Origin of the sequence: Bradyrhizobium sp. Cp5.3 (genome assembly GCF_000426265.1) — a bacterium.
Classification (GTDB): Bacteria; Pseudomonadota; Alphaproteobacteria; order Rhizobiales; family Xanthobacteraceae; genus Bradyrhizobium; species Bradyrhizobium neotropicale.
On record NZ_KE384515.1, the window covers coordinates 322,584 to 334,402 of the forward strand.

The following is an 11,819-nucleotide window of genomic DNA, read 5'->3' on the forward strand; positions in this document are numbered from 1 at the left end:
GGATCCTCCTTTTAATTCGTATGTGTGTGCGTCTGGCGACGCTGGTGAGGTCTTGCTCCGTCATTGCGAGCGCAGCGAAGCAATCCAGAATCTCGCTGCGGAGACAGTCTGGATTGCTTCGTCGCAAGTGCTCCTCGCAACGACGGGCGGTGAGAGGCATCACGCCGCTTCCACGGACAGGCCGAGCCACTGCCGCACCCGCGCATCGGGGTCGGCGTTTTGCGTGACGTCGCTGACGACGGCGATGGAATCCGCGCCCGCGGCAAAGATCTCCGCGGCATGCTCGAACTTGATGCCGCCGATCGCGACCAGCGGGATGCCGCCGAGGCGCTTCTTCCATTCCGTGATCTTGGGAATGCCCTGCGGTTCGAAGCGCATCGACTTCAGCGTGGTGAAGAAGATCGGGCCGAGCGCGACGTAGTCGGGCTTTGCCGCGAGCGCGGTCGCAAGCTCGGCGTCGTCATGGGTGGAGACGCCGAGCGTCAGCCCCGCCTCGCGGATGGCTTTCACATCCGCATCGACCAGATCCTCCTGGCCGAGATGCAGATGTTGCGCGCCCGCGACGATCGCCGCGCGCCAGTAGTCGTTGACCACGAGCTTGGTCTGCGTGCCCTTCGTGATCGCCAGCGCGTCGCTGACGATCTGGAGCGCGTCGGCGTCGTTCAGGTCTTTGGCGCGCAGCTGGATGGTGCCGACGCCGAGCTTGGTCAGGCGTTCGACCCAACTGAGGCTGTCGACGACGGGATAGAAACGATCAGGATACGGCATGCCAGAACGGGGTCCCAACGACAGGGGTGGAGGGGGAGGCGAAGTCGCGGGCATCCATCAGCCCGGCTTCGTAGGCGGTGCGGCCGGCCTCGACGCCGAGGCGGAAGGCATTGGCCATCGCCACGGGATCGGCGGCTTTCGCGATCGCGGTGTTGAGCAGCACGGCGTCGTAGCCGAGCTCGAGCGCCTGCGCCGCGTGGCTTGGCGCACCGAGACCGGCATCGACCACCAGCGTGATGTCGGGCAGCCGTTCGCGCAGAAGCTTCAGCGCGTCGCGGTTGGTGATGCCCTTCGCGCTGCCGATGGGGGCGGCCCACGGCATCACCACCTTGCAGCCGGCGTCGACCAGACGGTTCGCGACCGAGAGGTCCTCGGTGCAATAGGGGAACACCTCAAAGCCGTCCTTGATCAGGATGGTGGCGGCCTCGACCAAACCGACGACGTCGGGCTGCAGCGTGTCGTTGTCGGCGATGACTTCGAGCTTGATCCAGGACGTGCCGAACAATTCGCGCGCGAGCTTGGCGGTCGTCACCGCCTCGCGCACGCTGCGGCAGCCGGCGGTGTTCGGCAGCACGGCGACGTCGAGCTCGCGGATCAGGTTCCAGAACGCGTCGCCGGTCTTGCCGCCGGCCGCCTCGCGGCGCAGCGACACCGTGACGATGCCCGCGCCGGATGCGCGGATCGCCGCCTGCATGACCGCCGGCGAGGGATAGAGCGCGCTGCCGATCAGGAGGCGGGAGGCGAAGGATTTGCCGTAGAAGGTCACCATTTGGTCGGTGTCTCCCCTAGTGTAGCTGTCATCCCCGCGAAAGCGGGGATCCAGTATTCCAGAGGCCGTGCCGTAAAACGGAGAGGCCGCGGCGTACTGGATCGCCCGGTCTCGTTTTCCAAGACGCGCTTCGCGCTATTGCCGGGCGATGACCGCGGAGTGTGGCGCGGGCACCGGGACGACGTGGGAAAAGAGTGTGTGCTCTTCATCCTCACCCTCCCTGCCGCGGCGTGATGATCTCGATCTCGTCGCCGGCCTTGAGCTGCGTTTCGGCCCAGCGGCCCTTCGGCACCACGTCGTAGTTCAGCGCGATCGCGAAATGGGTGCCCTCGTAGTCGAGCTCGGCGAGCAGCGCATCCACGCTCGCCGAGTTCACCTCGCGTTGCTCGCCATTGATGATCAAGCGCATTGGACGATCACCCGCATTGCATCACCTCATTGTCGATCTGGCCGCGCTCGACATAGGCGAGCGTCAGCTCGGCGAGCGCCGGCGCGATCAGGAAGCCGTGGCGGTAGAGCCCGTTGACGGTGATCCTGCCGCCGCGAACGCCGATCCGTGGCAGGTTGTCAGGGAAGGCGGGCCGAAGGCCCGAGCCGAATTCGACGATGCGGGCCTCACCGAAGGCGGGATGCACGGCGTAGGCGGCACCCAGGAGCTCCAGCGCCGAGCGCACGCTGACGCCGGTATCCTCGGCCTCGATCGAGGTCGCGCCCAGCATGAACAGATTGTCCTCGCGCGGAATGACGTAGAGCGGCCAGCGCGGATGGATCAGCCGCACGGGGCGCGCAAGCTGCACCTCGCCGGTCTCGATCAGGATCATCTCGCCCTTGACGCCGCGCAAGCTTGGCTGCTCCTCGCGCGCGGCGAGGCCGCGGCAGTCGATCACGATGCCGTCGAGGTCCTTGGTGTTGACGTCGCTGGAGAACTTGATGGTGCCGCCGGCAGCGCGGATGCGCTCATGCAGCTTCGGCAGCACGCGGCGCGGCTCGACATGGCCCTCGGTCGGGAAGAACAGCGCCTCGCGGAACCGGCCTTCGAGCGACGGTTCCAGCCGGGCGAGGCCGGCGGCATCGAGACGCTGATGGTCCTCGGTCATGCGTGCGAAGCGCTCAAAGTCGTTGCGCTCGCGCGGATGTGCCACGACGAGGGAGCCGTTGAAGGGGGTATCGGGCAGCTCGCGCCGCCAGATGTCGAGCGAGCGCAGGCCGAGCCGGCTGATGATGGGTTCGGCGACTTCCGCCTCGCAATAGGGGGCGAGCATGCCGCCGGCCCAGTGGCTGGTGGAGTCCGTCATTGCGGCGTCACCACGCTCGTGTAACGTCACGGTATGGCCGGCCTGCGCGAACAGCAGTGCCTGCCACGCCCCTGCAATGCCTGCGCCGATGATGGATACCGGGGAATCCGGTCGCTTGGTCGTCTGGTACATCCCTGTCCCTTCGCCGGCATGACCCGGATCAGGTTCAAAGGGTCACCGCGGTCCTGGGCCTTCTGACCCATTTAGCGGTATCTCAGCTCCTCCTCGGAGCACCCCTCGGAACGGCGCTAATGTATGCAAGTGACGGCCTGTGTCAACGCACTAACCACAGAACACTCATTCCGGGGCGATGCGTCAGCATCGAACCCGGAATCTCGAGATCCCGGGTTCGGTCGGGCGGTCCGACCCGGAATGACGATCAGTCGTGGGGAACCTGCGCCCGTGCGTTGCGCACGCCCTGCGCCAGCCTCTTGTGCGGCGTAGCGCCCAGCATCGGCTGCGGATTGCCGTTCGGCTCCAGCCAGCTCTCGGCATTGGCCTCTCGCACCATCTCCTGCCGCTGCCGCTTTGCAGCGTAGTAATAGCCGCCCGCAAAATAACGAATGGCTCGCGCGTGATCGCCGTTGGCGGCGCGATAGGCGCCGGCCAAATATTTCACCGCGTAGGTGAGGTTGGTGTTGGGATCGCGCAGGCCGGCGGCGTCGCCGGTGTAGCCGACCCCGCGGGCGGTCGCGAGCTTGATCTGCATCAGCCCGATCGTGCCGCCGCGGCCGATCAGGCCCGGCTGGTAGCGGCTTTCACGCATGATGACGCGATGCACCAGCGCTTCCGGCACGCCGTTGGCGCGCGCGTGCGCCGCGACCATCTCGGCGTATTCACTTTCACCGGCATTCGCCGCCTGCGCCATCATCAGCCCGGCCGCGACGAGCGCGGCAATACGCAAAATTTTCATCAAAATGTTCCTCGGCAGAACGGACCTGCGCCCGTGCGCGTTAGGCCGTGGGAACACGGCGATGATGTGGCGAAACGCCGCCAATGGCGATTTTGGTCGCGTCGTCGTTTTTACGACTCAAACATAGGTTAAAAGCACGACTGGCGGAGCGCGTTGCGCGACAGCAGGCCTGTCCATTCGCGCGCCTTCGCCCAAAAGCGGCAAGTCAAAAAACGGCAATTCGGGAGGACGTCCATGACCCGAGCACACATCGACGACATCCCCACGCAGAACCCATGTGCCCAATGCGGCATGCCGATCCCGTTCCCGGACTGGATCGAACCGGGCCAAGGGCGCGTTTCCTATCTCTGGAAGTGCAGCGCCTGCGGCTATCGCTTCGAGGCAGTGGCGATCTTCGATCACACCGCGATCGAGCATCCGCCGCTCGCCGCTTAAGCCGACACTTACGCCGCGAGCCGCGGCTGCTGCCACATCGGCAATTGCATCCGCACGATCAGCCCGTGCGGCTCGCGGTCGTGCAGCGACAACTCGCCGCCATGCGCGAGTGCGATCGCGCGCGCGATCGACAGGCCGAGCCCGAAGCCGGTCTGGTCGTCCATGGTGCGCGCGTCGTCGCCGCGCACGAACGGCTCCAGCATCTCCTGCTTGCGCGCATCCGAAATGCCGGGGCCGTCGTCCGCGACGTCGATCCTGAAGCGGGTGCCTTCGACCTCGAGCCGGATCGTCACTTCGGCGCCGAAGCGCACCGCATTCTCGACGAGGTTGGTGATGCCGCGGTGGAGGTCGTCGGGACGCGCCGCGGCGGTCGCAGATAGCGGGCCGTCGTAATGCACGACGTGGCCCATGTCGCCGAACTGGTCGGCGATGAGCTGCAGTGTGCTCGCGACGTCGACCAGCGTTATCGCCTCGATCTTGCGGTCGTTGCGCAGGAGCGACAGCACGGATTCCAGCATCGAGCGCATCTGGTCGAGATCGATCAGCATGCGCTTGCGGTTGCCTTCGTCCTCGATGAACTCGGCGCGCAGCCGCAAGCGCGTGATCGGGGTGCGCAGATCGTGGCTGATCGCCGCCAGCATCCTGGTGCGGTCGGACATCAACCGCGCGATCCGCTCATGCATGCGGTTGAGCGCGCGCGCGACCTGGCGGATCTCCTCCGGACCACGCTCGGGCAGCGGTTCGGCCGTCCCGTCCAGGCTGAAATTCTCGGCCGCCTTGGCGAAGGACGACAGCGGCGTCGCCAGCGCACGCGCCGCCCACAGGCCGAGCACGGTGACGCAGATGAAAGCGGTCATCAGCGTCATCAGCCACGGCGCGCCCCAGAACCACGGACGCGGACCGTTCCGGACACGGCCCGCGATCATGCTGCCGTCGGGCAACTCCACGCCGACGCGGTGGATGCCGCCGTCCGGCGCCAGTTGCACCACCTTGTAGCCGCGGCCGAGGTGACGGCGCATCCCGTGCAGGTGTGCGCCTTCGCTCTCCGCGACGGTCGTCGCCGTGCCGGGAGCGACCGTCTCGAGGCCGAGCCTGGGAAAGGCGCGCGCGAGATCGGCGATGAGGCGCGGCCGCTCGCTCTCGCTGGCGGCCGCGAGCAGCAGTGCGGCATCCGTCATTTGATGGGCGCCGTCCGGCGGCGTGTCGGGGCGGTCCGGCCGGCCGATCAGGAAGGCAGTGGTGACGACGAGATGCAGCGCGACCGTCGACGCCAGCACGAGCGCGGCGATCTGCCCGCCGATGCCCCTGAAGTGGAAGAACCGGAACGGCTTCATGGCCGGCGTCCCCTCAAATGCTCAGGGCCGCCGTGACCGCTTCCGTCCTTGGCGTGAACAGATAGCCGCCGGAGCGGACCGTCTTGATGATGGTCGGGTCCTGCGGGTTGGGCTCGATCTTGCGGCGGATGCGGCTGACCAGCACGTCGATCGAGCGCTCGAACGAGCCGGTGTTGCGTCCCTGGGTGAGGTCGAGCAGGCTGTCGCGCGACAGCACGCGGCCGGGCCGCTCGCAAAACGTCCTGAGCAGATCGAACTCGGCGCTGGTCACCGCGACGCGTGCGCCTTCGGGATTGCGCAATTCGCGCAGGCGCAGGTCGATGCGCCAGCCCTCGAACGCCAGCGTGCTCGCGCCTTCGATCGAGCTTGCGGCCTGGGCCGCCGCCTGGCGGCGCAGCACCGCGTTGATGCGCGCGAGCAGCTCGCGCGGATTGAACGGCTTCGGCAGATAGTCGTCGGCGCCCATCTCGAGGCCGACGATACGGTCGACGTCCTCGCCGCGCGCAGTCAGCATGATGATCGGCGTCTGCGTCTCCGAGCGCACCTTGCGACACAGGCTGAGGCCGTCTTCGCCGGGCAGCATGACGTCGAGGATGATGAGGTCGACGCGATGGTCGGCCATCGCACGCGACATCTCGCGGCCGTCGCTGACGGCGGTGACGTTGCAGGCGTTGTTGCGCAGGTACTTCGCAATCAACGTCCGGGTTTCGCGGTCGTCCTCGACGACCAGGATGTTGGGCGAGGGAATTGCCATGTCCTCTGTTTGTCCAAGATTCGGGCCGAATGGCGAAGATTTTTGTTTCAGTTCGTTTCTGGCTGCCCCGCTCGCAACAGCCGGCAACAGCCCGGCTGGGGCACGGCAAGGTCTCGTTAACACCGTTAACCATACCGTCAAAGTGTCGCGCAAGATACCGTAGAAACCCCGGAGCCATCATGAGCACGATCTCGTCGCTCTCAAGCAGCAGCTACCAGTCGCCGCTACAGCGGCTACAGCAGGAATTGCAATCGGAAGTCTCCGCCGGCACGATCTCGTCATCGGACCAGTCCGCACTTTCGACGGCGCTCACCGACATCGACACGGCGCTACAGCAGAGCCGCGCCAGCGACGAGTCCAGCGGCACGCGGCCGTCGAAGGACGACATGAAGTCGAAGATCGACGACCTCATTGCCAACGAGGTGTCGAACGGCACTCTGACCTCGGACCAGGCCGACGAGCTCAAGGGCGTATTTCAGTCCGCTTTCGCCAACGGCCCCGGCGGCGCCGGCGGTGCTGGCGGCCCGCCGCCCGGTCCGCCACCGGATGACAGCTCCTCGGATTCGTCGTCCACGGACTCGACGAGCAGCTCTTCGAGCGACTCCGCCACGGCCGAGATACTCCAGCAGTTTCTCCAGGCGCTGCAGCAGTCGCAGTCGTCGACGTCGTCCTACGGCGCCTCCGGCAGCGCGACCAGCTCGTCGAGCGGCTCGCAATTCTCCGCGCTGCTGATCGACTACAAGAGCTGACCTGAGCGACGCAGGTTGGCGCGTTCCTCGCCGCGGTCTTGCTTCTTCCCAGGGCGCAAGATCGTCGGCGGGGAACCCGAGCCTCGCACATGTTCCTGCGGATTGGGGAACATTCGTCGCAATGCAGCGGCACGCGAAAGTGGCAACGAAATTGCCGCAGGATCGGAACTGCGACTGACGCCAGCTGTTTTCTCCGCACAAGTTTTCTTGTTGAAGGAGAGGACAAGATGTTGATCAAATCGATCGCGGCCGGCCTCGCCGGGACCGCGCTGCTTGCGACCGTAGCGTTTGCACAAGCGCCTGCTCAATCGCCGACCGCCGACAAGGCTCCGACCGCGGCAACAACGACGACCACGTCGGCGTCGAACGAGTGGCGCGCATCGAAAATGTCGGGCCTGAAGGTCTACAACGACGCCAATGAGAACATCGGCTCGATCAACGATCTGCTGATGGACAAGAGCGGCAACGTCAAGATCGCCGTGATCGGCGTCGGCGGCTTCCTCGGCATGGGTGAGCATCTGGTCGCCGTGCCCTTCGAGAAGCTGAAGTTCGCCAACGAGGCCGTCGCCTACACCGGCACCGGAACGAACTCGAACGCCAAGCCTGGTGGGTCGACGACGACGGGCGCTGCGACCGGCACCGACAAGACCTCGACGACCACGAGCAAGTCGTCTTCGTCGAAGTGGTATCCGGACCACGCCGTGTTCAACGCATCCAAGGACGAGCTGAAGAACATGCCCGAGTTCAAGTACTCGGAGTAATGCGGCTGAGCTGATCAGCGAAACGAAGCGCGCCCGGTTTTCACCGGGCGCGCTGTCGTGTCGTTCTTACCACGCCCCGCTTGCGGGGAGAGGTCGAATTCGATCGCAGATCGAATTCGGGTGAGGGGGACTCTCCACGAGCCCAACTGTCGCCGTCCTCGCGGAGACTCCCCCTCACCCAACCCTCTCCCCGCAAGCGGGGAGAGGGAGAAGACACTCAATTCCTCTTCACGAGCGGGCAGCCACCCTTGTCGAGCGGACGGAACGCCTCGTCGCCGGGCACGGTGGCGATCAGCCTGTAGAGGTCCCACTCGCCCTTGGACTCCTCGGGCTTCTTCACTTCGAACAGATACATGTCGTGGACCATGCGGCCGTCGATGCGGATCTTGCCGTTCTTGGCGAAGAAGTCGTTGATCGGCGTCGCGCGCATCTGCTCCATCACCTTGGGCGCCTCGTCGCTCTTGATGGCGTCGATCGCCTTCAGATAGTGCATCGTCGCCGAATAGAGGCCGGCCTGAATCATGGTCGGCATGTGGCCGACCTTCTCGTTGAAGCGCTTGGAGAAGGCGCGCGTCTCATCGTTCATGTCCCAGTAGAACGCGTCGGTGACGATCAGCCCTTGCGTCGCCTTGATACCGAGCGAATGGGTGTCGGTGATCTCCTGCAGAAGCGCGATCATCTTCTGGCCGCCTTGCGTCAGGCCGAACTCGGCCGCCTGCTTCAGCGCGTTGGTGGTGTCGCCGCCGGCATTCGCCAGCGCGACCACCTTGGCCTTTGAAGCCTGCGCCTGCAGCAGGAAGGAGGAGAAGTCGGATGAGTTGAGCGGATGGCGGACGTCGCCGAGCACCTTGCCGCCGCTCTCCTTCACGACGTTGGCGGCGTCGCGCTCCAGCGCCATGCCGAAGGCGTAGTCGGCGGTGACGAAGAACCAGGTGTCCTCGCCGTGCTTGACCATCGCCTTGCCGGCGACGTTCGACAGCGCGTAAGTGTCGTAGGTCCAGTGCACCGTGTTCGGCGAGCATTGGGCGCCGGTGATGTCGGACGAGCCACCCCCGGAGTTGATGTTGATCTTGTTCTTCTCGCGGGTCAGCGCCGAGATCGGCAGCGCCACCGAGGAAGTGGGCACGTCGAAGATCGCGTCGACCTTGTCGTTGTCGTACCAGTTGCGCGCAATGTTGACGCCGACGTCCGGCTTGTTCTGGTGGTCGGCCGCGACCACCTGCACCGGCTTGCCGGCGACCTTGGCGCCGTAATCGGCAACCGCCATCTCCACGGCGGCGAGCGAGCCCTTGCCGGTCGCGTCCGCATAGAGGCTCGACATGTCCGTGAGCACGCCGATCTTGACGACGTCGTCGGAAATCTGTGCCTGCGCCGTGCCGCTGGCGGCAGTGATGGCGAGGCCGGCCGCGACCGCGGCGATGAGTTTGTGCATGGTTGTTCTCCCTGAGCGTTGTTCTTCGAGCTTCGTTGTACGGGACTGTTCTAGCGGCTATCGGCGGCCGAAGCTAAGCAATCCCCGCCATAGCGGAATGCAAAAAGAGAAGGGGGCTCTCTCGTCATTCCGGGGCGCGCTGCAGCGCGAACCCGGAATCCATCGGGCAGCAGGGAACCCGGATGAATGGATTCCGGGCCCGCGCCTGACGGCGCGTCCCGGAATGACGATTGAGATAGGCTACATCCCCTGCAGCTTCGTCACCGACACGTTGAGCGAGCCGCCGGCTTCCGCGATTACGCGCAGCGTCTTCGAGTCGAAGGCGATGTCGGCGAGCGTCAGGCTGTCGATCCTGGCATCGACGCGCAGGCCGTCCTCGCTCTTCTGGTAGTCGGCGATCGCAGCCGCGATCTTCTCGCGCGCATTGGCGGCGATCGGCTTCAGGTCGAGAGTCGCTTTCTGCGCCAGCGCCTGCTGCATCTGCGGCACCACCGCGCGTGCGGCGGCGCCAAGCAGGCCGAACGCCGCCTCGGACTCCACCGCGAGTTGGACGTCGGTGAGCCGCAGCGTCTGCTGTGCCTGGTCGAGCACCGGCCGGCCCCAGATGTGCACGGTCGCTTCCGCGCCGAGGCCGAGCCAGCTCTTCTTCTCCTTGGCGCGCACCAGCAGCGAGATCAGCAGCCGCTCGCCCGACGGGACGATGTTGACGCTCTTCACGGTGACGTCGACCGGTCCGGAGCCGTCCTCGGGATAGGTGTGGCCGACCATCTGCGCGGCGATGAGCTTGTTGATCTCGGTGAAGGGCACGTCGATCGGCACGCCGATGCTCACGCCCGTGCCGGTCGGCGGCACGATCGAGATCTTGTCGGGGAACGGGCAGTCCGGCTTGGTCTGTGTCGTGGTGACGCGTGTCTCGGCTTCGAGGCCAAGCAGCAGCGTCACGGCCTGCGCGTCGACCCGCGGCTGTGCGGCGATGGCGCGGATCGGCTTCATCTCGAGCCAGAGCGGCGGCAGCGCGGCCGACGAGCCAGTGCCCTGCAGCGGGATCGAGCGGCAGGCCTTGGTCCATTGCGCCCTTGCGTTCTCGCGCAGGCTAGGGTCGTTGCGGATGCGCTCGGCGGCGATGTTGAGCTGATCGCCGACCGTCTTGTCGATCAGCGGCTTGACCTGCCCCGGGACGTTGACCTTGGCGCCAGCGACCGAGAGGTTGGTATCGCCGAGATTGACCTGGGCGCCGAGATTGGGCTCGAGATGCCAGGCCGCCGCGAGCTTGGGGCGCGAGGTGATGACCACGTTGCCCTTGATCTCGGCGCTCGCGTTCAGGTTCTTGATGTTGACCGCGCCGATCTGCTTGGCGGCATTGCCGCCGAGCACGCTGCCGAGCGCCTCGCCGAGCGCGCCGGTGGCTTTCGACGACAGCGATCCCGTGACGTTCAGCTTGCCGCTGATCGGCGTCGACAGGGTCAGCACGTCCTTGTCGCCGACAGCCGAAATCGGTCCGCGCAACGCCGACCAGCCGATGTCGGCGTTCTCCAGTATCTGCGAGATCGGATTATCCGCCTTGCCGGCGAAGTTGCGCGGCGCGGCTTTCTCGGCCTGCTCGCGGATCGCTGACAGCGCAATGGCCACCGGCGCCACGATGATCGAGCTCTTCGAAACCGGTGGCAGCGGCGGCAGTTGCGCCACCACCGGCGCGGGTCCCGTCGCGCTTGGCGACAGCCAGTCCATCGCCTTCAGGCTGATGAAAAAAGAGCCCGCGATCACCGCCACGGCGACCAGGACAGTCTTCAAGTTCAACGTTAGTCGCATCAATCCCCCAAGCCGCCCCGGGGCAGGAGTCTACAGGGCAGGAGAGGAGGGCGCTAGAGCGCACCGATGGGGTGGAATTGGGGCGAACAAGTTAACGTCCGCGGACGCGTCGTTGCCGCGTATCCAACCCATCATCGCGGGGCGGCGCGCCTGGGACGGCGGACCGCTTTCACGTTGCCGCCGCTGCCGCCGCCGCAGAAGAAGCGATCGCCGCCGTCGGATTCCAATCCCGAGACGATTGTCCCGGCAGGCATGTCGAGCTGCTCCAGCACTTTTCCCGTTTCGGGATCGATCCGCCGCACGTCACTTTCATCGTTCTCCCATGTGCCATGCCAGAGCTCACCGTCGACCCAGGTGACTCCGGTCACGAAGCGCTTGCTCTCGATGGTGCGCAGAACCGCTCCCGTTTCCGGATCAACCTGATGGATCTTTCGCTCCCGATATTGTCCGACCCAGAGCGAGCCCTCGGCCCAGGCCAATCCGGAATCGCCACCGCCGCCTGGCGCCGGGATGGTGGTCAGCACCTTGCCGGTCGCGGCGTCGATCTTCTGAATGCGATCCTCGGCGATCTGGTACAGGTGCCGGCCGTCGAACGCCGTTCCCGCATGTGCGGCAACATTGATCGCGCGTGCGATCTTGCCGCTTGCCGGGTCGACCGCATTCAACTTGTCGCCGGATGCGAACCAGACATGCGTGCCGTCATAGGTGACGCCGTGCACGCTGTCGACGCCGGCAAACGGTCCGTACTCCTGGATAATCTCGGCGGCTGAACGTTTCATGTGTGTGATCCCTGTGAACTG

The 11,819-nt window shown here is 65.8% G+C and carries 13 protein-coding genes and 1 riboswitch; of the genes, 3 read left to right on the top strand and 10 right to left on the bottom strand.

Translation table 11 applies throughout. From position 1 onward, the window contains the following. Window positions 1-159 precede the first annotated feature (159 nt). The 5 genes from K289_RS0142465 to K289_RS0142485 all read right to left on the bottom strand — a co-directional run bounded on the left by K289_RS0142465 (window position 160) and on the right by K289_RS0142485 (window position 3,745). On the bottom strand, window positions 160-768 hold the full coding sequence (locus tag K289_RS0142465) for a thiamine phosphate synthase (protein WP_027556841.1): 609 nt from the start codon (window positions 766-768) through the stop codon (window positions 160-162). Further along, a complete protein-coding gene (locus K289_RS0142470; protein ID WP_027556842.1) occupies window positions 755-1,537 on the bottom strand; it encodes a thiazole synthase in 783 nt (260 codons plus the stop codon). Before K289_RS0142470 ends, K289_RS0142465 begins: the two co-directional genes overlap by 14 nt. A 211-nt stretch (window positions 1,538-1,748) precedes the next feature. Then, window positions 1,749-1,946, bottom strand: coding sequence for a sulfur carrier protein ThiS (thiS, locus tag K289_RS0142475; RefSeq protein WP_027556843.1), 198 nt, complete (start codon window positions 1,944-1,946; stop codon window positions 1,749-1,751). A gap of 7 nt (window positions 1,947-1,953) precedes the next feature. Next, window positions 1,954-2,964, bottom strand: a complete 1,011-nt coding sequence (locus K289_RS0142480; protein WP_027556844.1) for an FAD-dependent oxidoreductase — start codon at window positions 2,962-2,964, stop codon at window positions 1,954-1,956. Next, window positions 2,952-3,080: riboswitch (TPP riboswitch) on the bottom strand. Its footprint overlaps the gene before it by 13 nt. A 131-nt stretch (window positions 3,081-3,211) precedes the next feature. Next, window positions 3,212-3,745 carry a lytic transglycosylase domain-containing protein gene (locus tag K289_RS0142485; protein ID WP_027556845.1) on the bottom strand — a complete coding sequence of 178 codons (534 nt, stop codon included), beginning with the start codon at window positions 3,743-3,745 and terminating at the stop codon, window positions 3,212-3,214. Window positions 3,746-3,979: 234 nt separating this feature from the next. On the opposite strand from K289_RS0142485, the gene K289_RS0142490 reads away from it, so the two are divergent. Further along, the gene (locus K289_RS0142490) at window positions 3,980-4,180 is read left to right on the top strand and encodes a hypothetical protein (protein WP_027556846.1); all 201 of its coding nucleotides are present in this window, start codon (window positions 3,980-3,982) and stop codon (window positions 4,178-4,180) included. A gap of 8 nt (window positions 4,181-4,188) precedes the next feature. On the opposite strand, the gene K289_RS0142495 is transcribed toward K289_RS0142490, so the two are convergent. Together K289_RS0142495 and K289_RS0142500 are read right to left on the bottom strand one after the other, a co-directional pair. Continuing rightward, entirely contained in the window at window positions 4,189-5,514 is a 1,326-nt protein-coding gene (locus K289_RS0142495; RefSeq protein ID WP_027556847.1) for an ATP-binding protein, read from the bottom strand. 13 nt (window positions 5,515-5,527) lie between these two features. Continuing rightward, window positions 5,528-6,268, bottom strand: a complete 741-nt coding sequence (locus K289_RS0142500) for a response regulator (RefSeq protein WP_027556848.1) — start codon at window positions 6,266-6,268, stop codon at window positions 5,528-5,530. Window positions 6,269-6,447: 179 nt separating this feature from the next. Here K289_RS0142500 and K289_RS0142505 point away from each other — a divergent pair, with 179 nt between their 5' ends. Continuing rightward, window positions 6,448-7,017 (top strand): hypothetical protein, encoded by a 570-nt coding sequence (locus K289_RS0142505; RefSeq protein ID WP_027556849.1) that lies wholly within the window; start codon window positions 6,448-6,450, stop codon window positions 7,015-7,017. Between the two features lie 227 nt (window positions 7,018-7,244). Further along, window positions 7,245-7,778, top strand: a complete 534-nt coding sequence (locus tag K289_RS0142510; protein ID WP_027556850.1) for a PRC-barrel domain-containing protein — start codon at window positions 7,245-7,247, stop codon at window positions 7,776-7,778. A 217-nt stretch (window positions 7,779-7,995) separates the two neighbouring features. On the opposite strand, the gene K289_RS0142515 is transcribed toward K289_RS0142510, so the two are convergent. From K289_RS0142515 to K289_RS0142525, 3 genes are all read right to left on the bottom strand, one after another. Further along, window positions 7,996-9,210 carry an ABC transporter substrate-binding protein gene (locus K289_RS0142515; RefSeq protein WP_027556851.1) on the bottom strand — a complete coding sequence of 405 codons (1,215 nt, stop codon included), beginning with the start codon at window positions 9,208-9,210 and terminating at the stop codon, window positions 7,996-7,998. Between the two features lie 240 nt (window positions 9,211-9,450). Next, window positions 9,451-11,019, bottom strand: coding sequence for a DUF4403 family protein (locus tag K289_RS0142520; protein ID WP_027556852.1), 1,569 nt, complete (start codon window positions 11,017-11,019; stop codon window positions 9,451-9,453). A gap of 131 nt (window positions 11,020-11,150) precedes the next feature. Then, complete coding sequence (locus tag K289_RS0142525; protein ID WP_027556853.1) at window positions 11,151-11,798, bottom strand: glutaminyl-peptide cyclotransferase; 648 nt, start codon at window positions 11,796-11,798, stop codon at window positions 11,151-11,153. Window positions 11,799-11,819: the final 21 nt, after the last annotated feature.